The sequence below is a fragment of the Thermosynechococcus sp. HY213 genome, assembly GCF_031460975.1.
Taxonomy (GTDB): domain Bacteria; phylum Cyanobacteriota; class Cyanobacteriia; order Thermosynechococcales; family Thermosynechococcaceae; genus Thermosynechococcus.
Map to the genome: position 1 here is coordinate 126,898 of NZ_JAVKVB010000011.1, position 25,657 is coordinate 152,554.

The 25,657-nt window shown below is 51.9% G+C and carries 27 protein-coding genes; 17 read left to right on the top strand and 10 right to left on the bottom strand.

Annotated elements, in window-relative coordinates:
• Nucleotides 1–2 precede the first annotated feature (2 nt).
• Nucleotides 3–521 (top strand): pentapeptide repeat-containing protein, encoded by a 519-nt coding sequence (locus tag RHK62_RS06040; RefSeq protein WP_206201450.1) that lies wholly within the window; start codon nucleotides 3–5, stop codon nucleotides 519–521.
• On the opposite strand, the gene msrA is transcribed toward RHK62_RS06040, so the two are convergent.
• The 5 genes from msrA to RHK62_RS06065 form a co-directional block, all read right to left on the bottom strand.
• Entirely contained in the window at nucleotides 518–1,177 is a 660-nt protein-coding gene (msrA, locus tag RHK62_RS06045) for a peptide-methionine (S)-S-oxide reductase MsrA (protein ID WP_302676506.1), read from the bottom strand. The genes RHK62_RS06040 and msrA overlap by 4 nt on opposite strands.
• Before the next feature lie 80 nt (nucleotides 1,178–1,257).
• Nucleotides 1,258–1,827: a DUF4340 domain-containing protein gene (locus RHK62_RS06050; protein WP_310453441.1), complete on the bottom strand. Its 570-nt coding sequence runs from the start codon at nucleotides 1,825–1,827 to the stop codon at nucleotides 1,258–1,260.
• 37 nt (nucleotides 1,828–1,864) lie between these two features.
• Nucleotides 1,865–3,835, bottom strand: coding sequence for an acetate--CoA ligase (gene acs, locus RHK62_RS06055; RefSeq protein ID WP_310438401.1), 1,971 nt, complete (start codon nucleotides 3,833–3,835; stop codon nucleotides 1,865–1,867).
• Between the two features lie 67 nt (nucleotides 3,836–3,902).
• A complete protein-coding gene (locus RHK62_RS06060; RefSeq protein ID WP_310438400.1) occupies nucleotides 3,903–4,382 on the bottom strand; it encodes a DUF2214 family protein in 480 nt (159 codons plus the stop codon).
• A 106-nt stretch (nucleotides 4,383–4,488) separates the two neighbouring features.
• Entirely contained in the window at nucleotides 4,489–4,842 is a 354-nt protein-coding gene (locus tag RHK62_RS06065) for a hypothetical protein (RefSeq protein WP_302676502.1), read from the bottom strand.
• 188 nt (nucleotides 4,843–5,030) lie between these two features.
• On the opposite strand from RHK62_RS06065, the gene RHK62_RS06070 reads away from it, so the two are divergent.
• Complete coding sequence (locus RHK62_RS06070) at nucleotides 5,031–6,383, top strand: AAA-associated domain-containing protein (protein WP_149817559.1); 1,353 nt, start codon at nucleotides 5,031–5,033, stop codon at nucleotides 6,381–6,383.
• Between the two features lie 10 nt (nucleotides 6,384–6,393).
• Here the strand turns inward: RHK62_RS06070 and RHK62_RS06075 are convergent, their stop codons facing one another.
• The gene (locus RHK62_RS06075; protein WP_149817557.1) at nucleotides 6,394–6,738 is read right to left on the bottom strand and encodes a carboxymuconolactone decarboxylase family protein; all 345 of its coding nucleotides are present in this window, start codon (nucleotides 6,736–6,738) and stop codon (nucleotides 6,394–6,396) included.
• A 322-nt stretch (nucleotides 6,739–7,060) separates the two neighbouring features.
• Between RHK62_RS06075 and RHK62_RS06080 the strand changes: the two genes are divergently transcribed.
• Nucleotides 7,061–7,516, top strand: a complete 456-nt coding sequence (locus tag RHK62_RS06080) for a hypothetical protein (RefSeq protein WP_302676501.1) — start codon at nucleotides 7,061–7,063, stop codon at nucleotides 7,514–7,516.
• 29 nt (nucleotides 7,517–7,545) lie between these two features.
• On the opposite strand, the gene RHK62_RS06085 is transcribed toward RHK62_RS06080, so the two are convergent.
• A complete protein-coding gene (locus RHK62_RS06085) occupies nucleotides 7,546–7,743 on the bottom strand; it encodes a DUF2949 domain-containing protein (RefSeq protein ID WP_190278154.1) in 198 nt (65 codons plus the stop codon).
• 318 nt (nucleotides 7,744–8,061) lie between these two features.
• Here RHK62_RS06085 and RHK62_RS06090 point away from each other — a divergent pair, with 318 nt between their 5' ends.
• Nucleotides 8,062–8,895: a fatty acid desaturase gene (locus RHK62_RS06090; RefSeq protein WP_206201629.1), complete on the top strand. Its 834-nt coding sequence runs from the start codon at nucleotides 8,062–8,064 to the stop codon at nucleotides 8,893–8,895.
• Nucleotides 8,896–8,901: 6 nt separating this feature from the next.
• Nucleotides 8,902–9,768: an SDR family oxidoreductase gene (locus tag RHK62_RS06095; RefSeq protein WP_310453442.1), complete on the top strand. Its 867-nt coding sequence runs from the start codon at nucleotides 8,902–8,904 to the stop codon at nucleotides 9,766–9,768.
• A 43-nt stretch (nucleotides 9,769–9,811) separates the two neighbouring features.
• Here the strand turns inward: RHK62_RS06095 and ftsZ are convergent, their stop codons facing one another.
• Together ftsZ and RHK62_RS06105 are read right to left on the bottom strand one after the other, a co-directional pair.
• Complete coding sequence (gene ftsZ, locus RHK62_RS06100) at nucleotides 9,812–11,053, bottom strand: cell division protein FtsZ (RefSeq protein ID WP_310445799.1); 1,242 nt, start codon at nucleotides 11,051–11,053, stop codon at nucleotides 9,812–9,814.
• 94 nt (nucleotides 11,054–11,147) lie between these two features.
• Nucleotides 11,148–11,993, bottom strand: a complete 846-nt coding sequence (locus tag RHK62_RS06105) for a metal ABC transporter permease (protein ID WP_304941103.1) — start codon at nucleotides 11,991–11,993, stop codon at nucleotides 11,148–11,150.
• Nucleotides 11,994–12,015: 22 nt separating this feature from the next.
• On the opposite strand from RHK62_RS06105, the gene RHK62_RS06110 reads away from it, so the two are divergent.
• From RHK62_RS06110 to RHK62_RS06165, 12 genes are all read left to right on the top strand, one after another.
• Complete coding sequence (locus RHK62_RS06110; RefSeq protein ID WP_310744219.1) at nucleotides 12,016–12,798, top strand: TIGR00297 family protein; 783 nt, start codon at nucleotides 12,016–12,018, stop codon at nucleotides 12,796–12,798.
• Nucleotides 12,799–12,873: 75 nt separating this feature from the next.
• Entirely contained in the window at nucleotides 12,874–13,530 is a 657-nt protein-coding gene (locus tag RHK62_RS06115) for an FkbM family methyltransferase (protein ID WP_206201459.1), read from the top strand.
• Nucleotides 13,500–14,579, top strand: coding sequence for a glycosyltransferase family 10 domain-containing protein (locus tag RHK62_RS06120; protein ID WP_310438394.1), 1,080 nt, complete (start codon nucleotides 13,500–13,502; stop codon nucleotides 14,577–14,579). Before RHK62_RS06115 ends, RHK62_RS06120 begins: the two co-directional genes overlap by 31 nt.
• Nucleotides 14,576–15,460 carry an alpha-1,2-fucosyltransferase gene (locus RHK62_RS06125; protein WP_310453444.1) on the top strand — a complete coding sequence of 295 codons (885 nt, stop codon included), beginning with the start codon at nucleotides 14,576–14,578 and terminating at the stop codon, nucleotides 15,458–15,460. Before RHK62_RS06120 ends, RHK62_RS06125 begins: the two co-directional genes overlap by 4 nt.
• Nucleotides 15,461–15,479: 19 nt before the next feature.
• The gene (locus RHK62_RS06130; RefSeq protein ID WP_310453445.1) at nucleotides 15,480–16,370 is read left to right on the top strand and encodes a glycosyltransferase; all 891 of its coding nucleotides are present in this window, start codon (nucleotides 15,480–15,482) and stop codon (nucleotides 16,368–16,370) included.
• 34 nt (nucleotides 16,371–16,404) lie between these two features.
• On the top strand, nucleotides 16,405–17,367 hold the full coding sequence (locus tag RHK62_RS06135; RefSeq protein WP_310453446.1) for a glycosyltransferase family 2 protein: 963 nt from the start codon (nucleotides 16,405–16,407) through the stop codon (nucleotides 17,365–17,367).
• A gap of 15 nt (nucleotides 17,368–17,382) precedes the next feature.
• A complete protein-coding gene (gene dusB / locus RHK62_RS06140; RefSeq protein WP_206201463.1) occupies nucleotides 17,383–18,420 on the top strand; it encodes a tRNA dihydrouridine synthase DusB in 1,038 nt (345 codons plus the stop codon).
• Nucleotides 18,421–18,721: 301 nt separating this feature from the next.
• On the top strand, nucleotides 18,722–20,977 hold the full coding sequence (pflB, locus tag RHK62_RS06145; RefSeq protein ID WP_206201464.1) for a formate C-acetyltransferase: 2,256 nt from the start codon (nucleotides 18,722–18,724) through the stop codon (nucleotides 20,975–20,977).
• A gap of 101 nt (nucleotides 20,978–21,078) precedes the next feature.
• Complete coding sequence (locus RHK62_RS06150) at nucleotides 21,079–21,864, top strand: carboxylesterase (protein ID WP_255521518.1); 786 nt, start codon at nucleotides 21,079–21,081, stop codon at nucleotides 21,862–21,864.
• Between the two features lie 24 nt (nucleotides 21,865–21,888).
• Entirely contained in the window at nucleotides 21,889–22,110 is a 222-nt protein-coding gene (locus tag RHK62_RS06155) for a sulfurtransferase TusA family protein (RefSeq protein WP_149817527.1), read from the top strand.
• Nucleotides 22,107–23,153, top strand: a complete 1,047-nt coding sequence (gene rsgA, locus RHK62_RS06160; protein ID WP_310438390.1) for a small ribosomal subunit biogenesis GTPase RsgA — start codon at nucleotides 22,107–22,109, stop codon at nucleotides 23,151–23,153. Before RHK62_RS06155 ends, rsgA begins: the two co-directional genes overlap by 4 nt.
• On the top strand, nucleotides 23,153–24,331 hold the full coding sequence (locus tag RHK62_RS06165; protein ID WP_302679087.1) for a glycosyltransferase: 1,179 nt from the start codon (nucleotides 23,153–23,155) through the stop codon (nucleotides 24,329–24,331). The genes rsgA and RHK62_RS06165 overlap by 1 nt, the downstream gene beginning before the upstream one ends.
• Here the strand turns inward: RHK62_RS06165 and RHK62_RS06170 are convergent.
• Entirely contained in the window at nucleotides 24,313–25,365 is a 1,053-nt protein-coding gene (locus RHK62_RS06170) for a TrkA family potassium uptake protein (protein ID WP_302676487.1), read from the bottom strand. The two genes, RHK62_RS06165 and RHK62_RS06170, sit on opposite strands and share 19 nt — an antisense overlap.
• Nucleotides 25,366–25,657: the final 292 nt, after the last annotated feature.

Here is a 25,657-nt window from a genome sequence, read left to right on the forward strand (position 1 = left end):
CAATGATTAGTGCAGCGCTTACCAGCGGTGCTGCTTTTGCCATGCCCTCCCCCATGCAGCAACTGGTGCAAACCAATGCTTGTCCCGGCTGTGATCTGCGGAATGTCGATTTACGGGGCTATAACTTAGCAGGGGCAAATTTGCGCGGCGCCAATCTTCAGGGCGCCAACCTCCAGGATACTAACCTCATGGTGGCCAATTTGGTCGGGGCAAATCTGAGTAATGCCAACCTCACCGCCGCTTATTTAGAACGAACTAACCTAGAACAGGCCAATCTCAGTGGTGCTAACCTGAGCCGTGCGATTTTGCGCCATAGTCGTGCCCGCCGTGCCAATTTCAACAACAGCAACTTAACGGGAGCCGATGTCCGCTATGGGGATTTTCGCCGCGCCAATCTCAACGGTGCCACTTTTGAGCAAGCCAATATGCAGTGGGCACGGTTAAACAATGCCACGGTTAGTCAGACCAACTTTAGCGATGCTTACCGTCCCCGTATGCCCTATCGCCTCAATCTCCACTAGGCGCTAGGGGTAGCGCTCATCAGTTCGTAGGGCACCTTTGTGCCCCCAAGGCCGCAGTAGCCATTGACATTGCGATGGAGATATTGCTGGTGGTAGGGTTCGGCAAAGTAAAATTCGGGCGCTGGTAGAATTTCAGTGGTGATCGTGCCATAACCGGCGGCTTTTAGGGCTGCTTGGTAGCGATCGCGACTGGCCTCGGCAAGGGCTTTTTGCTCAGGGGAATAGTAGTAAATACCGGAGCGATACTGCGTCCCCACATCGTTGCCTTGGCGCATGCCTTGGGTGGGGTCATGGTTTTCCCAAAAGACCTTGAGCAATTCCTCATAGGTCACCTTCTGGGGGTCAAAGACCACGCGCACCACCTCGTTGTGACCTGTCATGCCCGTACACACCTCTTGATAGGTGGGATTGGGGGTATAGCCGCCAGCATAGCCCACAGCGGTGACATAGACCCCCGGCACCTGCCAAAACTTGCGCTCAGCCCCCCAAAAACAGCCCATACCAAACATGGCTAACTCCATGCCTTCGGGATAGGGAGGGGTGAGGGGATGACCATTCACAAGATGAGCCTCTGGCACGGGCATGGGTTCTGCTCGGCCGGGTAGAGCGGCACTGGGGCTAGGCATTGTCAACTTTTTGAATCCGAAGAATCCCATGGCTGATGTTCACTCGATAGTTCACTACGCTTTTATATTCTGACGAGCTTTTGGGGAGTCGTGCCAGAAGTCACAGCGTTCTAGTTTGCTGCTTGCTGACGCTCCCATTCCTGTAGGGGGCGCTGGAGGGCATTTTTAAGATCAAGGGGCACGAGGGTCACCGTCATTTTTTCGCGCGGTTCCGCTGGCGGGTCAATTTCCGCGTAGAGCTTGAGGCCGTCAAAGGTGGTGTCTCCCAAGTGTAAACGGTGCTGCTGGCCATCTTTAAGGGTGATATCCACAGTGGCCATGGGGGGAGCAAGGCCATAATCCCCGGCACGTTCAGTAGGTACATCGAGAGAGCGATCGCGCTGACCCGTGACCAATAAGTTTAATAAAAAGACAACCGTGCCCTCTTCTGCGGGGGTTTGCTTTGCCCGATCAATTACCCAGTTACCTGTAGCCAACTTTTTCAGGTTTAGGCTGTAATCAGGGGCAATAATTTTCAAGGCCACCACATCCCCTTCTTGAAAGCCAAAAAGAGGTTTTTTGGCCGCTGTATCATTGCTATTGGGAGTCGGTAACTGTTTCTCAAAGAGATAGAGACCGCCACCCAAAATGGCCGCCGTTGTTAAAAGAACGAGTGTTTTTGTGCGGATGCCACTTGCCATAGCCTATCAATTATAGACTCATTGATAGGGGAGACTCTCAAGCCCCCTGGCGCAACTTATCCAGCACTGACCGATCTTCCAATGTTGAAGTATCCCCAGATACCTCTTGGCCAGCTGCAAGGGAACGCAGGAGCCGCCGCATGATTTTGCCCGATCGCGTTTTGGGCAGGGCATCGGTAAAGCGAATCTCCGCCGGCCGTGCCAAGGCACCAATTTCATTGACAACGTGCTGCTTTAATTCCTGTTGGAGGGCATCGCTGGGGGTAGCCGACCCGTCAAGAATCACAAAGGCAACAATCTCTTCTCCCTTGACCTCGTCGGGTTTACCAACAACGGCTGCTTCAGCAACAGCAGGGTGAGAGACCAATGCCGATTCAATTTCCATCGTGCCCAAGCGGTGACCGGAGACATTGATCACATCGTCAACCCGTCCCATCACCCAAAAGTAGCCATCTTCATCCTTGCGGGCACCATCGCCAGCAAAGTAAACGTATTGGCCATCGCGAGGGGGAATGTGTTCCCAATAGGTGCGGCGGAAGCGATCGGGATCTCCGTACACGGTTCGCATCATTCCTGGCCAAGGGTGACGAATGACCAGATACCCACCCTCATTGACCCCCACGGGGTTGCCTTCCCGATCCACCACATCGGCAAGAATCCCCGGAAAGGGCTTGGTGGCAGAACCGGGTTTCATGGGAATTGCCCCCGGTAGCGGTGTAATCATGTGCCCCCCAGTTTCTGTCTGCCACCATGTATCGACAATGGGGCAGCGTTCACCGCCAATGACCCGGTAGTACCACATCCATGCTTCGGGGTTAATCGGTTCACCCACGGTTCCCAAGAGGCGCAAAGAAGAGAGGTTCCGTGCGCGGGGCAAGTGTTCGCCCATTTTAATGAAGGCACGAATAGCCGTGGGAGCTGTGTAGAAAATAGTCACCCCATACTTCTCAATCACATCCCAGAAGCAACCGGGATTGGAGGCGCGGGGTGCCCCTTCATACATGAGGGTGGTTGCCCCATTGGACAGCGGCCCATAGACAATGTAGCTGTGACCCGTAATCCAGCCAACATCAGCGGTACACCAATAGACATCGGTATCTTGGAGGTCAAAGACCCATTGAGTGGTGATGTGGGTGTAGAGGTTGTAACCCGCTGTGGTGTGGACAACGCCTTTGGGTTTGCCGGTGGAGCCAGAGGTGTAGAGAATAAAGAGTAAATCTTCGCTGTCCATGGGTTCGGCAGGACAGTCAGCGCTGACCCCCTTTTGCAGATCATGCCACCAGTGATCGCGACCGGGCACCATGGTCACTGGCTGCTGCGTGCGCTGCACCACCAAGACATGTTCAACGCTGGGAACTGCCTGATTGGCTAGGGCTTTATCCACTTGATCCTTGAGGGGCACAATGGCATCTTTGCGCCAGCCACCGTCAGCCGTAACCACCAGCTTGGCTTGGGCATCAATGAGGCGATCGCGCAAAGCTTCGGCACTAAACCCCCCAAAGACCACTGAGTGGGGGGCGCCGATCCGCGCACAGGCCAACATGGCAATGGCTGCCTCTGGAATCATCGGCATATAGATACCGACGCGATCGCCCTTTTTCACCCCCAGTTGCTTGAGGACATTGGCAAATTGGCAGACTTCGCGGTGCAGTTGGGCATAGGTGAGGGTGCGGCTATCACCGGGTTCTCCTTCCCAGATCAAGGCTGCTTTATTCTTGCGCCAAGTCTTGAGGTGGCGATCCAAGCAGTTGTAGGTGATGTTGATTTTGCCATTGACAAACCACTTGGCATTGGGGGGCTGCCAATCCAGCACCTGATCCCAAGGTTGAAACCACTCTAATTCCTGTTGTGCCAATTCGCCCCAAAAGGCAGCGGGATCGGCTTTGGCCTTTTCGTAGAGGGCATTGTAGGCCTCAAGGGAATTGATCCGCGCCTTGGCCACAAAATCAGCGGGGGGATAAAAAAGGCGGTTTTCCTGAAGAATGGATTCAATCGTGGGATGACTCATCCGTTTTATCCGTGGCAGCAAGATCTATCATAGGGGCGATCGCTCCCCTACTGAAGATGACCCCTGCTTATCCCCGTTGAATCCAATCCAAACCAATCCCCCGCGCCATCATCGCTGCTAAAAAGGGAATGGCACTGAGAAAGGCCAGTTCAGCCCGAATCACCCAAGTCAAACGCTGCACCGTTGGTAACTCGAGGGTGGGAGCCTTCTCTTCCCGCAGCGGTTTAATCCACAGTAGAAAAGAGATCGTTGGATACAGCGACAATAGCCCCACCAAAATAAATAAGCCCACCTTGAGGTGAAAGATGGGGTTGGCCAAATAATATTCAGTGCCTTTGCCAAAATAGAGAACCCGCAAAATGCCCGTGACAAGAACAGTCACCGCAGCAATGCCATAGAGGGCATCCGTAATCACTAATCGCCAAGCCTGTTTAAGGTCTATATCCTTGCGCAGGGTGAGGTGCTCCACCACAAGGGCAGCAAAAGCCACCATAAAGCTGAGGTAGTGCAGATAGGCGATCGCGGCACTGCTCCAAAGGGTGTTCATCCGATAGCGTTCCTTGGCGAGTGAGAGACTTTGCAAAAAGGGCTGTATTGATCCTAGGGGGCAGCCTTGGGATGCGCAAGTGCCAACCCCCACAAGTTTTTAGGCTTTAGCCACGGCGTAGATCTTTGGCCATGGAGCGAAAGCGGTCTAAGCTGGGATCACTGCGACGGCGTTCCTGTTCTTCCACTGGGGGCGTTACCACATCACTGACACTGGGTTCGGGTTTACCTTTGTTTTCTGCCTCTGGATTTACCCTTTCGATGGCGGAGACCAACTCCACCACTTCTACCTCTTCTTTGGCACCGCCGGTTGCAGGGAACGTTTTTTTCACGACCTTGGCGGTACGCATGTACTCAATGTTGCCGTAGGTCTTGGCTGCATCGGGATCGAGAAAAAAGTCTTTGCTGGGTTGGGCGTCAGCTTGCTTGCCCCGACGGAAAAGGCCATCAAAGAGTCCCATAGCGGAATTGTTACCTTTTGTGAAGAAACCGCTGATCAGTTTACAATAAAAATCTCAAGGGGGGTTATCAGAAATTCCGCAAATGAGGGGCGATCGCCAACCCTAGTAGCAATTTTTGTCCCCGAGGTTTTCCAAGACCTGAATCCTCATGGTAGGTTAACGGTGGAAATGCCACAGGATGCAGGACCATGCACGCCAAAACCAAAGGGGAATCGCTCGTCCGCTTACTGGATGTGGGTAAGGCCTACCGTCAGCCCAACGGTCAGGTCATTAGCATTATGGAAAATATTAACCTTGAATTGCGCACGGGGGAAATTGTTGCGCTCCTAGGGCCATCGGGATCCGGTAAGTCAACCCTGATGCGCATTATTACGGGTTTGGTTGCGCCTACGTCTGGGCAGGTCTTGTACCGCGAGCAGCCAATGCAGGGCCTGAATCCGGGGGCTGCGATTGTCTTTCAAAGTTCGGCGCTCTATCCGTGGCTAACGGTTTTAGAAAATGTGGAATTGGGGCTAAAGGCTCTAGGAGAAGGCCCGCGATCGCGCCGCCGCAAGGCACTGCGGATGATTGACATTATTGGCTTGGATGGCTTTGAAAACGCCTACCCCAAGGAACTGTCGGGGGGAATGCGGCAGCGGGTGGGATTTGCCCGTGCTTTGGCGGTGGAGCCGGAACTCCTGTGTATGGATGAGCCATTTTCCGCCTTGGATGTGCTGACAGCAGAGAACCTGCGCTTTGAACTTCTCGATCTGTGGCTAGAGCATAAAATTCCTACCCAGAGTATTTTGATTGTCACCCACCACATTGAAGAGGCGGTCATTCTCGCCGATCGCATTATTGTTTTGGGGAGCAACCCCGGTCGCGTCCGCGCTGACTTTCCAGTGACATTGCCCCACTATCGCGATCGCAAGAACCCTGAGTTTCAAGCCACCGTGGATCGCATCTATAAAATTCTCACCAATCCCCATGTGGATGAATTGGAGCAACTGGAACCCAAGCCAGCTACCCTGCCCACGAGTCAAGAACCGCGTTATCCGCTGCTCCCCCATGTGCGCATTGGCTCGATCGCCGGTCTATTGGAACTCCTAGAACACCGCAAAGAAGACCTCTACCGCATTGCCCAAGAGCTGCAACTGGAGCTAGATGATATTCTGCCCATTGTCGAAGCCGCCCAGATGATGGAACTGGTGGAACTCAAGGAGGGAGACATCAGCGTGACCCCGATTGGCAATGCCTTTATTCAGGGGGACATTGACCAGCGCAAGCTGATTATTCGCCAACAACTCCTCAAGCATATTCGCCTTGTGCAGCAAATCCACACTTTCCTAATGGCCAAGCAAAACCACCGCATTCCCGAAAGTTTGGTGCTGGATATTTTAGAGCGGCACTTTACGCCGCAGGAGGCCGATCGCCAGCTCAATACCGCCATTGACTGGGGACGCTACGCCGAACTCTTTAGCTACGACGAACCGGCCAAAGAAATTTTCCTTGAAGTCAGTGAACCCGAGGAGCCATTGCCCCTTGAAACGACAGCAGTCTGAGGGGAATGTCCTAATGGGTCTGCGCTTGGGTAAACTCCTCTAGCGCCTCCATCACATGGGTGGCATACATCAAGGCAGGGCCGCCATCCATGGCTACAGTCACCATGAGGGTTTCCATGATTTCTTCAGGGGTTGCGCCTGCATGCAAAGCAGCACGGGTGTGGAAGGCAATGCAGCCGTCACAGTGTTTGGCAACCCCAATGGCTAGGGCAATCAACTCTTTGGTTTTGGTATCAAGAGCACCGGGGGTTGACGAGGCCCGACTCAAGCTATAAAAGGCCTTCATGGCATCGGGCATCGCTGCCGTTAGCTTTGCCGTGTAGGATTTGATGTGGTTAATTTGCTCGGTGTACATCGCTGTTCTCAAACAATCGTGTTACGCCTATCATCGCCGCTGAAGCAGGCTACCCGCCCGAAACTTCAACGTTTTTTCTTCTTCATTGGTCTATTGGCAACTCCGCTTCGCTACATTACCGCGCCCTAACCCCCACCTGTGACGCGAGGATGGGGGAGTGCAGGCTAAACATGTTCGACGGTCACCGCCCTTGGTGATGAGCATCATCGGTTGCGGGTGAGAAACGCCACGGATGTTCTTAGTCAGCCCACCTAGGATAAGAGTATTCACCCCATAGGGGCTAGACAAAACTGTTCTCTCCATTCACACAAAGGACACCCAAATGCTGAATCAAAAAGGTTTACTCCTCGCCTGCCTCGCCGTTGCCCTCAGCCCCGCTGTGAGCCGTGCTGTACCTCTAGCTGCCACCCAGACCGTGCAATTGCAACCCCCAAGTAATGTACGGGTGCGCCCTACGATTATCGGCAAGATCAATAAATCTCCTTCTATCTCCTGCAATGAGATTGTGATTAATGCCACACTGCATCCTCCCGGCGGCTTTCCAGTGGGGGGTGCCACCGCTACTTTGTCCCCTGCTGGTAGTCATGGTTGCAGTTACAAAATTACCGTTCCGCCCGAGCTACTCGGTAAGAAGGTTCATCTCTGGGGAACGTTCAAGAGTCCCTCACCCCTGTTGTCAATTCAACCCGTGGGCTGGCAAAGTCCCATCTCTCTGCCTCAGCAATTAGGGATTTCCCAGAGCTATGACTTTGTTGCTAAGGAAACCGTGATTCATTAAGCCTAAATAAAGGAATTCTGAGAGCGCCACTAGGAGTGACTGGTTTCTAGCCAGTCAAAGATGCGGTCAAGCTGCTCAAGGCTCACCAAGCCATACTGCCAGAGAACAACGGGCAACAGATTCACCTGCTCATCGCAGTGCTTGAGGCCGAAGTCAATGGCAGCGGTGGGCAGTGCCATCTCCCGCTGTAGGAAGTCAATGAGTCGTGTCCAACGTGGCGTTTTCATGATTCCTATAACTACCACACCTTACCCTCTATCCTAGGGATTAATCTGAGAAAATGCAACATTTCGTTACAAAACCACAGAAAGTGAAATAATCAGCCTGCTATTTGGTATGATGCCTGCTATTTTCGGGGACACTCTCCCCAGAGACTTCCCCCACCAGAGGGAATTTATAGAGGGATTGCCGAATCATTGGTCTTGGGAAAAACACCCTAAGTAAAGATACTCAACCGTAGCTCGTTATACTAAAGTCTGATGGGTGTTGTTCAAGCCGAGCCTAGAGAGAACAGCAGCCAAATCAGTTGTTTTACGGATGTGTTCATGACCCAAGCCACCGTTGCCAAACCCCCCATTGCCTGGCCTACGGCGACCTTTATTATTTTTGTGCACCTCGGTGCTCTTCTTGCGTTTTTACCCGGCATGTTTAGTTGGAAGGCAGTCCTGCTGGCGCTTGTACTTCACTGGTTGACTGCTGGCATTGGTATTACCCTTGGTTGGCACCGCCTCGTTACCCATCGCAGCTTCCAAGTGCCCAAGTGGTTAGAGTATTTCTTGGTCTTTTGCGGCACACTCTCAATGCAAGGGGGGCCGATTTGGTGGGTTGGGCTGCACCGCCATCACCATCTGTACTCCGATCAACCCAATGATCACCACGATTCCCGTAAGGGCTTTTGGTGGAGCCATATTGAATGGATGTTTCGTGAGGTGCCAGCGGAGGCAGAGATTCCCCGTTTCACCAAAGATATTGCGGATGATCCGGTGTATCAGTTTCTTGACAAGTACTTTCTACCAATTCAGGTGGTCTTGGCCATTGTTCTTTACCTCTGGGGCGGTTGGCCATTTGTGGTTTGGGGAATTTTTGTGCGTCTTGTAACGGTCTATCACACCACTTGGCTGGTGAATAGTGCCACCCATGCCTTTGGCTATCGCACGTTTGAAACCACGGATCACTCAACGAATTGCTGGTGGGTCGCCCTGTTAACCTTTGGCGAGGGTTGGCATAACAATCACCATGCTTATCAATATTCGGCACGCCATGGGTTGCAGTGGTGGGAACTGGATCTGACGTGGCTCACCATTCGCTTGTTGCAATTGCTGGGTTTGGCTACGAAGGTGCGTTTGGTAGAAGCACCAGCAGCCTCTTCCCAAGAATAGAGCGCAATGCGGGTTCTCATTCTCGGTTGCGGTTATACGGGAACGTGGTTGGCGCGATCGCTCCAAGCCCAAGGCATTGATGTGGTCATTACCAACCGTCGGGGAGAGCCGCCGCCAGAACTCAGCACTGTTCCTTGTTTTCCCTTTACATGGGAGCAGCAGGGGGAGCAAGTTCCCTTAGCACCAGCCGCCCTTGAGGGGGTAACCCACATCCTCAATAGTATTCCTCCCGATCGCCAAGGGGAGGATGCGGTTGCGCTGGCACTGTTGCCGCAGTTAGAGAAACTGAATCTGCACTGGTTTGGCTACCTTTCGACAACGGGGGTCTATGGCGATCGCCAAGGGGGCTGGGTAGATGAAACCACACCCGTCAATCCCCAAAATTTGCGTTCACAACACCGCGTCAGCATTGAGCAAACCTTTCTCAACTCCAATCTGCCCACCCATATCTTTCGACTCCCCGGCATCTATGGCCCCGGAGAAGGACGCAATCCCATTGCTCGTATTCTCAAGGGTGATGTGCAACTCATTGATAAACCGGGGCACTACTTCTGCCGTATTCATGTGGTCGATATTGTCCAAACCCTTGAGCGATCGCTGGCACAACCCACGCCGCAGGAAATCTATAACCTCAGTGATGATCAACCCTCAGAGTCGCTCCCTGTTCTACTCGAGGCCTATCGTCTTTTGGGTCGCCCAGCCCCACCAGCCATCCCGTTAGAGGCAGCCAATCTGAGTCCAATGGCTCAGTCCTTTTGGCGCGAATCCCGCCGAGTCCGCAATGACAAAATCAAGCGGGTTTTAGGCGTTCAGCTCCGCTATCCTTCCTACCGCGAGGGGTTACTAGCGATCGCCAGCGAATTAGGTCTTTGAGACGGCCTGCCATCCCCTGTGAGAAATAGGCACCTTATAATACCTAAGGATTCGGTCGCCGTCGCTGGAGAAACTCAGGAATGTCTAACTTCGGCTTGGCTTCAACCTCTGGTTGTGTTGCGGGGGCTTCCGGGGGAGGCGATGCCGTCGTTAGGGGGCGGTTCGTTAGGGGTGTCGTTTTGGTTGTGGCACGGGTGCGGCTAATGGGTTCACCACTAAAGCCAGTGGCAATAACGGTGACTTGAACTTCCCCTTGCATTTGGGGATCAATCACCGCACCGAAAATGATATTGGCGTTAGCATCGGCCACATTGTAGATCACCTCGGCAGCGGCATTGACCTCATGGAGGGTGAGATCTGTGCCCCCCGTAATATTGAAGACAACGCCCTTGGCACCCTCAATCGACCCCTCCAGTAGGGGCGAAGAAATTGCACTGACGGCAGCTTCCGTAGCTCGTGACTTGCCAGAGGCAATACCAATACCCATCATGGCAGAACCGGCATCAGCCATCACCGAACGAATATCGGCGAAATCAACGTTAATCAGCCCCGGCAGGTTAATAATGTCGGAAATCCCTTGAACCCCTTGGCGCAGGACATCATCGGCCACTCGAAACGCATCCTGAACCGATGTTTGCTCCGAAATCACTGAGAGAATCTTGTCATTGGGAATCACGATGAGGGTGTCAACACGACTTTGCAGGGCTTCGATTCCTTCATCCGCTTGGCTCGCTCGACGACGACCCTCAAAGGTAAAGGGACGGGTGACGACTGCAACAGTTAGGGCGCCCTGTTCCTTAGCCACTTCAGCCACAATTGGGGCAGCGCCAGTGCCGGTACCACCTCCCATGCCGCAGGTAATGAAAATCAAATCGGCATCCTTGAGTGCCGCAGCAAGGTCTTCGCGGGATTCTTCGGCCGCTTTTTGACCAATGGCGGGGTTGCCACCGGCGCCGAGACCACGGGTGAGTTTCTGGCCAATTTGCAGGCAGCGGTGGGCCTGGGATTGGGCGATCGCCTGCGCATCAGTATTGACGCACCAAAATTCAACACCCGCCACATTACTGGCAATCATGCGGTTGACTGCGTTGCCACCGCCCCCACCGACACCAATCACTTTGATGCGCGCTGCTGAAGTTTCCACCAAGCTGTCATAACTCCTTAACACATCGGTTGGTGCGCCATGGCCATTGTCGCCAGATGCAATGCCTACCTCTCCCGAAACAAAGGAGGCGGGGACTTCAGAGGGAACAGGTTCCGTAGGCCACTGTTGATCTGACTCCATAACGCAACTGTCTTCACCCATGATAAATATGGGGCAACTATATCATGAACTCTAGCAAAGGCATCGGCAACACCCCACAAAATAATCCTTAAACCTAACTCAGGGGAGAGCGGGCTTTGGCCAACAGACCGTGCTTGGGGGCAAAAATCATCGCCAGCAAAAAAATCACTGTTTGCAGGACAACAATACAGCCACCTGTTGACGCATCGAGATAGTAACTGAGGTAGGTTCCCAATAAACTGCCAAGGCCACCCACCGCCAAGGCAATGAGTACCATGATGCCAAAGCGATCGCTCAGCAAATAGGCCGTTGCCCCCGGTGTAATTAGCATCGCCACGACGAGAATAATGCCCACGGTTTGCAGGGCAGCCACGGTGGTGAGGGACAGCAGCGCCAGCAGGAGATAGTACAGCAGCGTCGTATTCAGGCCAATGGTGCGGGCATGGGTCGGGTCAAAGCAAAAGAGAATCAAATCCCGATGCAGTAGGGCGATCGTGATCAGTGTCATGAGGCTCACAATCACTGTTTGCCAGAGGTCGCGATCGCTAATCCCCAAGACATTCCCAAAGAGAATATGCATCAGGTCAACACTACTGGCGGTCTTCGAGAGCAGCACTAACCCCAAGGCAAAAAAGCCCGTAAACACCAAGCCAATGACTGTATCCTCCTTCACCCGTGTCTGCTGTTGAATAAAGCCAATGAGGGTCACGGCCATCAGACCAAAGACAAAAGCCCCCAAAGCAAAGGGCAGCCCCAGCCAGTAGGCCAAGACCACACCGGGCAAGACCGCATGGGACACCGCATCCCCCATCAAGGCCCAGCCCTTTAGGGTTAAAAAACAGGACAATACCGCACACACACAACCCACAAGGGTGCTTACCCCCAGCGCCTTAACCATAAATGCATGTTGCAGTGGCTCCAATAGCCAAGTGATCATCATTTGTCCTCTATGCCTGAAAAGTATGATAAGGTGCTGCCAGTACAGTCGGAGTGCGGTTCTCGTGGATGGCATCCTTTTGCTGAACCCTTGGTGGATAGGTATTTTGCTCAATACCGTCCTTGGGGCGATCGCCCTCCTTACACGGCAAAAATTACTCACCCTAGCAGGTCTCTTCCATGCGTGGCTCCTCGGCGTGCTGATTTGGGGCACCTTAGGCTGGCAGGGCTATCTGATTGTCATGGTCTATTTCCTTGTCGGTTCAGCCGTCACCCGCATTGGCATGGCCGAAAAAGAGGCCGCAGGCATTGCTGAAAAACGCGCCGGGGCGCGCGGCCCAGAGAATGTCTGGGGATCAGCCTTTACAGGCACCCTCTGTGCACTCCTTGCTCTCCTGCTACCCCAATGGCGGGAGTTATTTTTGGTGGGGTTTGTGGCCAGTTTTAGCACCAAGCTGTCAGACACCTGTGCCAGTGAAGTGGGCAAAGCCTATGGTCAGCGCACCTTTCTCATTACCACATTGCAACCAGTGCCCCGAGGGACAGAGGGAGCGGTGAGTTTAGAGGGAACACTGGCCGGTCTAATTGGTGCCACCGTGATTGCTGCGCTAGGCTGGAGTGTGGGCTTGATGGGGGCGATCGCCCTCCCCATTTGTCTCCTTGCTGCTTTCCTAGCCAACCTTGTGGAGAGTCTCGTGGGAGCCACCCTTCAGGAACGCTACACTTGGCTGAGTAATGAAATCGTTAACGGCATCAACACAACGGTGGGGGCTTTGGTGGCAATGGTAGCCGTTTTTATCGCTTCGTAAGCGTTGTAAGCGGGCTGTTAGTGACCTAGGGATTTACCTCGTTTGATTTATTGACATTTATCAAATTTTTTAGGTATGAACAAAGTTTTAGACTGGCTTGACTCATTGCTAATTCAAAACTCATTTCAAAGAGAGGTTCGTCGCTGGTTTCGAGATAAAGGCGATAGTACCTTGCGGCTTGATTATCCACTTGATGCAGAGAGCATTGTCCTAGATGTGGGGGGATATAAAGGAGACTTTACTGCTCTCATTCATGAGAAATTCAATTGTCGAGTATTTGTTTTTGAACCGGTTTCAGTCTTCTATCATATTTGTAAGCAACGGTTTACTGGTAATGCAAAGATTATTGCCCTGAATTATGGACTGTCTGACGCCGATAAAATTTCTCAAATTCACATAGCTGAGGACTCGTCAAGTTTTTATAAAAGAAATTCAAAAACATCAGAGGAAATAGCCCAACTACGAAACTGTGCTACTGTTTTCAAGGAGCTTGGTATCGAAAAAGTAGATTTGATGAAAATTAACATTGAAGGAGGAGAGTATAATTTAGTGAAAAAGCTCATCGATTCTGATTTAATAGAAAAGATAAAATATCTTCAGATTCAGTTTCATAATTTTGTTGAGAACGCAGAGGAAAAGCGTCAGAATTTACGCTCTCAGCTAACAAGAACTCATATTGAAATGTGGAATTATGAATTTGTTTGGGAAAGCTGGCGCTTAAAGAGCATTTGAGTTTTAACCTAGAAAATCATGCAATGACAAAGCAAAGATTAACTGGTCTTTTTGTCTATCCTGATATTCCCACAGCCGTATTTTTTGATCCGAATGGATCTCCAGACGGGCTAACACAGCCTTGGGTTGCCCTGCGGGAGGGGTTTCGTGCTCAAGGCGTTGAACTTGTTGGCCTTGATGAATGCTGTCATGACCCCGATTTTGAACTCCATCTTAATGTTCAAGCTCCCCGCTCTAAGTCTCCAAAGTTTGTAATTCTCGCTGAACATCCCTTGATCTATCCAGCCAATGGGCAGCGGTTCTTATTGCGTCGCTATCAAAGTGTGTTTACTTGGAACCCTGATCTAGCTATCAAGCAGGCTCAGCAAATTCAACTGCCTCACCCGTTCAAGATAACAGGTGGTGTAGATGGCTATGGGCAACGTCCTCAGTTGGTTGTTTTAATCAACAGTAATAAGGCTTTGGCTTGGTGGGCTCCCTCTCAAGATCTCTACCGCGAGCGGGTCAGAGCTATTCGCTGGTTTGAACGTCATGCACCACAGGACTTTGCCCTTTATGGTCACGGTTGGAATCATTCAGCCCAACAGCCCGTGGTAGGAGATATCATTCACGCCTTAGAAAAAAGGTGGATTCACAGACCATTGCCCCCATTTCCGTCTTGGCGGGGCATTGTGCTCACAAAGAGTGAAGTATTACGACAGTCCCGCTTCTCGATTGTCTATGAGAACGCGATTTTTCGTGGTTACATCACAGAGAAAATTTTTGATGCCTTTTGCGCCGGGAACGTGCCGATCTACTGGGGGGCACCAGACATTACCGACTACATTCCTAAGGCTTGTTTTATTGACCGTAGAGAGTTTTCTTCCTACGACTCTTTATACAACTTTCTCAAGACGATGCCAGAAGAGATCTATAAAGGCTACCAGCAAGCGATTTGGAATTTTCTGCACTCTCCCCAAGCACAGCGGTTTTCTATTGCTCACTTTGTGCAGACCATTGTTCACGGCATTTTGGATCAAGTCAACGCTAGTCATAAACACTCGGAATGATGATCTTTGTCAATCTTATCGGTGGCCTTGGCAATCAGATGTTCCAGTATGCTGTAGGAAGGGCTTTGTCTATGACTAGGGGAGTGCCCTTGCGTTTAGATATTTCCGATTTTGCAAGTTACCAGCTTCATCAAGGGTTTGAGCTACATCGTGTATTTTGCTGTGAGGCTCCGATTGCTTCTCTTGAGGATTTGAAGTCTGTTTTGGGGTGGTGGGGGGTACCAAAAATCAGGAGAGCGATCGCCAACCTTAGACTTTCAGCACTATGTAAGGGACGACTAATTCTTGAACCTCACTATCACTATTGGGAGAAAATTCATTCTGTCCCCGACATTGCCTACCTTCAGGGCTACTGGCAATCAGAAAAATACTTTAGCAAAATTGCTGACGTTCTACGGGAAGATTTCAAGTTTAGGAAACCCTTGTCAGAAATAAATGCTCAATGGGCAGATAAAATTACCCAGTGTCATTCGGTCAGTCTTCACATCCGACGTGGGGATTATATTTCTAATTTAACGACACACAAAGTTCATGGTGTCTGTAGCCTTGATTACTATCACAGAGCAGTTGAATATATCACTACCCTTGTCGCTGATCCTGTATTTTTCATTTTCTCAGATGAAATTGAATGGGCAAAATCAAACTTAGAGATCTCGCACCCTGTTTACTATGTGGAAAATAATACTGGTCAGGAGAGCTATAATGATATGCGATTAATGAGTCTATGTCGTCATCATATTATTGCCAACAGTACATTTAGTTGGTGGGGAGCTTGGCTAAATAATAGCCCTGAAAAAATTGTAATTGCTCCTCAAAAATGGTTCGCCACATCTGATAAAGATGACTCGGATTTAATTCCAAAGACTTGGATTAGAATTTGAGATGATTTAGTTATTGTTAATGATGAATATACACAATAGTCCGACTATTTCAGTTATTTTACCAGTTTTTAATTCTGACCAATATATTGAATTAGCTATAAATTCTATTCTTGATCAATCCTTTAATGATTTTGAATTCATTGTTATTGATGATGGTTCTTCAGATAATTCCTTTGAAATTTTATCAAATTATGCAAAACTTGATGCTCGTATTCATTTAATTCGTCGGGATAATCAAGGTTTGATTTATACAATGAATCAAGCAATTGAACTTGCTAAGGGTCAGTATATCGCTAGAATGGATGCAGATGATTTGACTTTACCTAACAGGTTAGAAAGTCAACTTGAATTTCTAGAAAAAAATAAACTACATCTTTGTGGCTCATCTGTTCAGCTCATTGGGGCAGCGATTGGTTCTTGGCACTATCCTCCTTCCCATGAAGGTTGCGAAATTGAATTGTTATTTGGTGTACCTTTTGCCCATCCATCTGTAATGGGTCACTCCAGTGTTTTCAAAGAACTGAGGTACTCCTTTGAGTGGTCACTGGTGGAAGATTATGATCTCTGGCAGCGGGCATGGGCGGCAGGGTTCAAGATGGGGAATGTGCCAGAGGTGCTTCTGCAGTACCGAGTGCATCGCAAACAAACCTCCAGCCTTTATCGTCGGCAGCAAGCTCAAAATAGTCAACGGATTCGTTCGCGCCACTGGCAACAACTACTGAGTGCCAAGCTAGGAATTTCAGCAACTGAGGCTCAAGAAGCAGAGAAAGATTTGTGGAAAACATTCCAACTCCTGCGGCAGTTAAAGCAATGTTATAAAGGAACAGAAGCAGAAAAAATTCTCCACCATGCCTTCCCACGCCTTTGTTACCACCGTTTTCATAGTTGGGTTTTAGATAGAACAAGCTAGTTGAGTAGCTCAAGACCACATTTCTGGAGTGATCATGTTTTTTAGTGTCGTAATTCCTACCTATAATCGCTTGCCCATTCTAGAAAAGTGTGTTCGCGCGATCGCCCATCAAACGTGGAATCCAGACTTAGGCATTGAGGGCTATGAGGTCATTATTGTTGACGATGGCTCAACAGACAACACCATTGAGTGGCTTGAGGCACATCGTGAAGCGTTTCCCTGTGTCCGCTGGTTTCAACAGGAACATCTGGGTCCGGCAGCGGCTCGTAACTTAGGTCTGCAGGTGGCCAAGGGTGACTGGATTATCTTTATTGATAGTGACTTGGTGGTGACGGAAACGTTTTTAGAAGCCCATGGGAAGTGCTTAACTCAAGAAAAAGAACGTCTTGGCATTGAGGATATTGCTCAGGTTCCTGCTTTTTCCTATGGTCGTGTGATTAATACCTGTAATTTTGAAGACCCAACCTCAGAACCCTATAAAATTGTTGATTTTTCAGCCGCCTATTTTGCAACGGGAAATGTGGCGATCGCCCGCCATTGGTTGGAAAAAGCAGGCCTCTTTGATACCCAGTTTCAACTCTATGGCTGGGAAGATTTAGAACTAGGGGTGCGCCTCAAGAAATTGGGTTTGCGATTGCTGAAGTGCCCCGCAGCCGTTGGCTACCACTGGCATCCCCCCTTTTCCCTCAGTCAAGTGCCCACCCTGATTCAGAAAGAGATTGAAAGGGGACGAATGGGGGTCTTGTTCTATAAAAAGCATCCCATTTGGGAAGTGAAGCTCATGATTCAAATGACGCCCTTTCACTATTTCCTTTGGGCCATCCTATCCCTCGGCGGCATTCTCAATGAAAAAACACTGGCGCCCCTGTTGCAATGGCTGATTAATATCGGTCGCCCTCAAGATGCCTTGGAAGTGGCTCGTATCTTTTTGAACTGGTATAATGTGCGGGCAGTCTACTCAGCCTATCAAGAGCAAACACCGCAGCAGCAGCATTGAGCTTTCGTGGGAGTTATGTTAACCCTGTCTCCAGAGCTAAAAGCCCGTTTGGCAACGCCATTGCAGATTGGCTCTGTTACGGTCAATAGTCGGGTCTTGCAGTCCCCGTTGGCCGGGGTAACTGATTTGGTGTTTCGGCGATTGGTGCGCCGTTATGCCCCCGACTCAATGATGTACACGGAGATGGTCAGTGCTTCGGGGTTGCACTATCTGAAAACATTGCCCCGGATCATGGAAGTGGATGCCAATGAGCACCCCATTAGTATTCAGCTTTTTGACTGCCGCCCTGATTTTCTAGCGGAAGCAGCGATAAAGGCGGTGGCTGAAGGGGCGGATACGGTAGATATCAATATGGGCTGCCCCGTGAATAAAATTACGAAGAATGGCGGTGGTTCTTCGCTGCTGCGGGATGTGCAAACGGCAGCAACAATTGTGCGGACGGTCTCCAAGGCGGTGCCTGTGCCGGTTACGGTCAAAACCCGCATTGGTTGGAGCGATCAGGAGATTAATATCCTTGACTTTGCCAAGGCGATGGAAGATGCTGGCGCTGCCATGATCACAGTTCATGGGCGAACCCGTGCCCAAGGCTTTAATGGCCCAGCTCGCTGGGAGTGGATTGCGCGGGTGAAGGAGCGCGTCAGTATTCCCGTGATTGCCAATGGCGATATTTTCTCGGTGGAAGCGGCGGTGCGCTGCCTAGAGCAAACTGGGGCGGATGGGGTGATGTGCTCGCGAGGAACGATGGGTTATCCCTTCTTGGTGGGGGAAATTGATCACTTTTTGAAAACCGGGGAATTGCGGCCTGCGCCAACGGTGGTTGAACGTCTGCACTGTGCGCGGGATCATCTCATTGCCCTCTGGGAATACAAGGGGGAACGGGGGATTCGCCAAGCCCGTAAACATTTGACGTGGTACGCCAAGGGCTTTGCTGATGCCGCAGAACTGCGCAGTGAATTGTGTCGCATTGAAACCCTAGAGGCTGGTTTAGCCCTGCTGGATGCAGCAATTGAGCGCTTGCAGGTAAGTTCAGACACCGAGGCGATCGCGGCCTAAATACCTAAACAAATGAAAAAAAGATTTGTGTTGCGCAACAATTCCGCAAAAATTTCGTAAAAAAAGTCCCTAGAACCCACGGGTTATAATGAAAGTGTAGGTGTGAGCAGGCCAAAAAAGAGTGATGAGGCTTGGCCTACAAAAAGTTCATTTGCATTTCTTGTTTGATCGCAATCGCTTAATCTCTTGCGTATTTTCTAGCATTTGCAGTTAGCAGGTTCTTGCTGGTTTGAAGGGGCGATCGCTATTGGTGAAGGGCGATCGCGAGAAATTGCTGCACACTTGATGAGGAACATTGATTATGAACTGTACACGCTACACAGAATTGCCCGAAGCGGCATGGCGAGAATTTACGGGTGGTGATTGGGTCGATCGCATTGATGTGCGCGACTTTATTCAACGCAACTATACCCCCTACGCTGGGGATGCCTCCTTCCTCACAGGCGCTAGCGATCGCACCCAACAACTATGGGCAAAAGTGCGCGACCTGATGGCACTAGAGCGCGAAAAAGGGGTGCTCGATGCCGATACCAGTGTCCCCTCTTCGATTACAGCCCACGCACCGGGCTACATTGATCGCGAGTTGGAGCAAATCGTTGGCCTGCAAACCGATCAGCCCCTGAAACGGGCGATTATGCCCTTTGGTGGCATTCGCGTTGTTGAAACCTCCCTCAAGGCCTACGGCTACGAATTGGATCCGCACACGAAGGAAATCTTCACCAAATATCGCAAAACCCATAACGATGGCGTCTTTGATGCCTACACACCCGAAATGCGCCGCTGTCGTAAATCGGGGATCATTACGGGACTGCCGGATGCCTATGGCCGCGGTCGGATTATTGGTGACTATCGCCGCGTGGCTCTCTATGGGGTAGATCGCTTGATTGCCGACAAACAGGCACAGCAGGCTTCCCTAGAAGTGGATGTCATGGACGAAGAAACCATCCGCCTACGGGAAGAACTCTCAGAGCAAATCAAAGCCCTCAATGAACTCAAGGAAATGGCCGCCAGCTATGGCTTTGATATTTCGCGGCCAGCGGCCAATGGCAAAGAGGCGATTCAGTGGCTCTATTTTGGCTACCTTGCGGCTGTCAAAGAACAAAACGGCGCCGCCATGTCCCTTGGGCGGGTCTCCACCTTCCTCGACATTTACTTTGAACGGGATTTGCGCCACGGCACAGCCACAGAAGCTGAGATCCAAGAATGGATTGACCACTTTGTGATGAAACTGCGGATGGTGCGCTTCCTGCGGACGCCGGAATACAATGAACTCTTCTCTGGCGATCCCACATGGGTCACGGAATCCATTGGTGGCATGGGTCTTGATGGTCGCCCATTGGTGACGAAAACCAGCTTCCGTATTCTGAATACGCTCTATACCCTTGGGCCTGCCCCCGAACCCAACTTGACGGTGCTGTGGTCGGAAAACTTGCCAGAGGCCTTCAAACGCTTCTGCGCCCAAGTTTCCATTGACACCAGTTCGATCCAATACGAAAACGATGACTTGATGCGTCCCTACTGGGGCGATGACTACGCGATCGCCTGCTGTGTCTCAGCGATGCGGGTCGGCAAACAAATGCAATTCTTTGGGGCACGGGTGAATTTAGCCAAAGCCCTCCTCTACGCAATCAATGGCGGTCGGGATGAAGTCTCTGGCCAGCAAGTGGCACCGATGTTTGCGCCGATTACAGGCGACACCCTGAAGTGGGAAGAAGTGCTGCCGCGCTTTGAACAGATGATGGCTTGGTTGGCGAAGGTGTATGTCAATACCCTCAACGTCATCCACTACATGCACGATAAGTACTGCTACGAGCGGCTGGAGATGGCGCTCCACGATCGCGATGTCTTTCGCACCATGGCCTGTGGTGTGGCGGGTCTATCGGTGGTGGCGGATGCCCTCTCGGCCATTAAGTACGCCGAGGTGAAAGTGATCCGCAATGCCGAAGGGTTGGCGGTGGACTACGAGATTAAGGGTGATTTTCCGAAGTACGGCAACAACGACGATCGCGTGGATAGTCTCGCGGTGTGGGTCGTGGAAACCTTCATGAATGAAATCCGCAAACACAAAACCTACCGCAATGCCGTGCCTACGCAGTCAATCCTGACGATTACCTCCAACGTCGTCTATGGCAAGAAAACCGGCAATACTCCCGATGGCCGCAAAGCCGGTGAACCCTTTGCGCCGGGCGCCAACCCCATGCACGGTCGCGATACGAAAGGGGCGATCGCCTCACTGGCATCCGTGGCCAAGTTGCCCTATGTCCATGCCCAAGATGGCATCTCCAACACGTTCTCCATCGTGCCCAGTGCCCTTGGCAAGACACGGGAGGATCGAATCAGCAACTTGGTGAATCTGCTGGATGGCTACATCCACGACCAAGGCTTCCACCTCAACGTCAACGTGCTTAACCGCGAAATGTTGTTGGATGCCATGGATCACCCTGAACTGTACCCCCAACTCACCATCCGGGTGTCGGGCTATGCGGTGAACTTTATCAAACTCACCCGCGAACAACAGTTGGATGTGATTAACCGCACCTTCCATGAACGCTTTTAGGCTCATCTTTAGGCTCTTTAGGCGAACTGCCGCCTAGATGAACGTCGCGTCCTCTACCTCGGTTGCTCTGGCGATCGGGGTAGATTTTTTATGGTGCTAGCGTGTGGTGTTTGCGTACATTGGTGAATCTCGTTAATCTTCCCTTTTTCTATAGCCATGCTGCGGGCGATCGCGCCTGCTTGTTACTCCATGGCTTGGGGGGTGGGGTTTATGAACTGCAACTTTTGGGAGAGGTTCTCTACAAAGCAGGCTGGACGGTTCAGGGCATCCTCTATCCGGGGCACGATCGCCCCAGTGCCCAAATGCCCGCCTCGACATGGCCGCAGTGGTATGAGGCAGTAGTGACAGCCTTTAAGACCTTACGAGACAGCCATCGCACGGTTGCCGTGGTGGGCTTTTCCACTGGGGGAACGCTAGCCCTTCATCTTGCCTATGAGTATGCCGTTGATTCTCTTGTACTCCTTGCCCCCTTTTTGCGCATCTATCGGCCTTGGTTTTGCCCCGTCGCTCCAGAGAGGCTTGTGCAGTCCGTTGGCCAGTGGATTCCCTTTGTGCCTCGGCGCAGCCTACCAATCCGCGATCGCCCCCTACGCCAAGCAGCAGAAGCCGCCTGCTTTTTCAAAAGTTTCAACCTGCAAGCGGTGCGCAGTGCCCTTGAGCTGATTGCCCAAGTGGAGCGGGAACTGCCGCTGATCACAACGCCAACACTGATTCTGCAAAGCCTTGCTGACACGGTCGTTGACCCCCAAGGGGCGCAGAGGATTTATGAACACCTAGGCAGCCCCGAAAAGGAATTGCACTGGTTCAAGGAGTCGGATCACTTGCTCCCCCTTGATGTCGAGCGAGAACAGGTATTCGCCAAGGTGGTCGCCTTTTTGGGAAGATAGTTGCAGTTGGTTACTTGCCCTGCCATGGAAACATTGGATCTACGGGGAACGCCCTGTCCTTTGAACTTTGTGCGCACAAAACTGCGACTGCAACAGTTGCCCCCCCAGCAGCCCCTTGAGGTGTGGTTGGATGCAGGAGAACCCATTGAGCAGGTGCCCGATAGTTTGCGCATGGCGGGCTACGATGTCCTTGGGATTGAGCCACGGCAGGACTATTTTGCCCTTCAGGTGCAGCGTCCGGCATGAGTGATCTGGTGGGCTTGGTGCGGGCTGTTCAGGCCAATTACTACCGTGTCCGCCTGCGGGAAGCCACCAATGGTATTGAGGAGTTACTGTGTGTACGCCGCGCCCGCCTCAAGAAGATGGGGCAACAGGTGTGTGTGGGGGATTGGGTAGTGGTGAGCCATCCCGACTGGCAAGGACACCGCGGAGCGATCGCTGAGATTTTGCCCCGCCGCAATCAATTGTCACGCCCAGCGATCGCCAATGTCGATCAAGTGTTGCTCCTTTTTGCCTTGGCTGACCCTCCTGCTGATGTCCATCAAATTAGCCGCTTTCTCTTGACCGCCGAGGGATTGAATGTCGAAATTCAGGTGCTTTTCACCAAAGCGGATTTAGTTTCTGCGCAAGAGCAACAGCAGTGGCGCGATCGCCTGCATCAATGGGGCTATCACTGCCATGTCCTCAGTCTCACCCAAGGAAGCGACTGGCAACATCTGCATCCCCACCTCGCCGATAAGATTACAGTTGTCTGTGGCCCGTCGGGGGTAGGCAAAAGTAGCTTGATCCGCCATCTGACACCTCGGGAAGATATTCGCGTCGGTGCGGTCTCGGATCACTGGCACCGGGGGCGGCACACCACTCGCCATGTGGAACTCTTTCCCCTGCCAGCGGGGGGCTGGATTGCCGATACACCGGGCTTTAATCAGCCGGAACTGCCCCAAGACCCCCAGCAATTGGCGGCGGCTTTTCCGGAGATTCGCCAACGGCTGAGCAAGGATCGGTGTCTCTTTGATAACTGTCGCCACGATCAGGAACCGGGCTGCTGTGTACGCGGTGATTGGGAGCGCTACCTCCTCTACATTGAGTATTTGCATGAGCTAGAAACAATGGCCAGTTTAGAGCCATCCTTAGGGAAGGCACCCCCAGTGAAGGCCAAGAGTGACCGCCAAGGGCAGCAGCGCCTTGAACCCCTCTTGGATCCGAAAAAATATCGCCGCCGATCGCGCCGACAGCAGCATCAGCACCTCAATCCTATGGCTGAAGAAGTCCTCGATAGCGAACTGTGATGACGATGCCCCTTGTGTTAACTCTCATCCTGTTGAGTGTAACGGGTCTTTCCTTGGTAATCTGGCTGGTTTTGCTGCTGTTTTGGGGACAGTTTTGGCGCCCGGATCAGCGGCTACAGGGGGGAGACCTCAGGGCTTGGCCAAGGGTGGTGGTTGTCATTCCAGCTCGCAATGAGGCGGCGGTGATTGGCACCAGTGTGCGATCGCTCCTCGAACAGGACTATGCTGGAACCCTACATCTGATCTTGGTGGACGATCAAAGTAACGATGGCACAGGGGACATTGCTCGCCAAACGGCTTTGGAACTGGGCAAGGGCGATCGCCTAACGGTGATTGAAGGCACACCGCTCCCCTCCGGCTGGTCAGGTAAGCTCTGGGCGCTGTCCCAAGGCATTGAGGCCGCCCGAGCGTTTGATCCCGATTACTTGCTGCTCACAGATGCCGATATTGCCCACGATCGCCAAAATTTGCGCCAATTGGTCGCCCACGCCCGTCAGCAAAACTGTGCCCTTGTCTCGCTGATGGTGAAACTGCGCTGCCAAAGTATTTGGGAAAAATTGCTGATTCCCGCCTTTGTCTTTTTCTTTGCCAAGCTCTATCCCTTCCGCTGGGTCAACGATCCACAGCGATCAACGGCGGCTGCAGCGGGGGGGTGTATTTTGATTGATCCTCTGGCCCTGGACAAGATAGGAGGCATTGCCTGTATTCGCGATGCCCTAATTGATGATTGTTCCTTGGCAGCAGCGGTAAAGCGCGCAGGCTACCGCATTTGGCTGGGATTAACACCGACAACAGTGAGTTTGCGGGCCTACAATACCCTCAGCAGTATTTGGCAGATGGTGGCTCGCACTGCCTATACGCAGTTGTCCTATTCACCGCTATTGCTGGTGGGAACCGTGATTGGCATGACACTGGTGTATTTGTGGGCGCCCCTTGCCCTTGCTATCGGTCTGATCGGTCAGTCGCTACCCTTAGCCGTCATGGCGGGACTCACTTGGGGGAGCATGGCGATCGCCTACGGGCCAACGGTGCGTTTCTATGGCCTCAATAGGGCTTGGGCGTTGACACTGCCTGTGATTGCCTTCCTCTATACGCTGATGACACTGGATTCGGCGCGGCGCCACTGGCAAGGTCGGGGCGGTGCTTGGAAAGGACGGGTTTATCCCCGCAAGTCATAGATGGGGCGATAGGCCATGACAATCAGCGTGTCAGTGGGGTCAAGACTCTGAAAGTCTGAGGGACGAGGGTTGAGCAACACCTGCTGATTTTGGCGGCGAATCCCGATCAGGAGCAGCGGGTTCTCTGGATGGCGGCTACTGTACTCACTCATCCAAGCACTGAGGGCAGCAAAGGAGAGGCCACAGAGGGTAGTGGGATAGTGCCCTGGCTCAATGAAGTAAAACTCATTGGTGTGATCAGAATAGGTCAGGAGTTGCCGATAGACCTCGGACATTTGGCGAAAGAGGGCACTTTGAGCCAGAATCCCAGAACTATAGTCCTGACTCAAAATCACTTCATCCACCCCCGCTTCCTTGAGGTGGCGCTGGCGATCGCTATTCACCAATTCGGCCACCACATGAATATCCTGCTCTTGGCCAGGGGTTTTCTCTAGGTGCTTTACCGCAAGGGCAATGAGGGCATTTTTTTCATCGGGAGCTTCCATGTCGGCATCGGCAAGCAGAATAATGGCTTTGGCTTGGGGGGCATTGAGGCGCTCTAGGGTGCCATGGTGGGTAGGATCCCCTTGCACTACAAAGACATCCGGGCGCCCTTGGAATTCAGGATCCAGTGCAATCGGTTCAGCACATAAAAGCACAATGTCACGGGGATGGTAGGCGTTGGCGGCAATCAGTTGGCGGAGCACAAGGGGCGCCTTGGCATTCCAGTTGCAAATAATGATGTGGTTGCTAAAGGGTTTCATGGGTAGGGTTTGGCTAAGAGCTTGGGTGACAAAGTAGGCGGAAAATTTGCCAATCAGGGCACCAAAGGCAAAGGTGCCAAAAAGCAGTAGTACGAGCTGCAGGACTTGCCCTAGCAGGGTGCGCGGGCGATCGGGATACTCCCCCACCAAGGTAATCACTGCATTACTGAGGGTCTCCCAAGCGCGGCTCGGCGACTGAAGTGCCTCTTCGCTCCAGAGGAAAGCCACAATTAACAGCACCAGAATCGCGATCGCCCCTAGGGTAAGGAAGCGTTGAAGTCGCTCGTGCATTGGTTGGCGAGGGAAACATCACGTCTATTCTAAGATTCCGCCCCCTTGTAGAGTCTCCCAGATTCCAGTATCCTGACTGCTATACAACTCTTTTCCCTAAGGATGGAACCCCCTCGAAACAGCCAAAACTGCTTAATGACCCAATCACATCCCCTCAACAGGTCGATATCACTGGCAGAGGGGCGATTTATTCAGCATGATAGAAACAACATCGGCAGTAAAGGAGCAGTCTCTTGAATAAGCCTGACGACCCACAATGCCGACTCAGACTGTATATCTGGGGTTCCCCCTA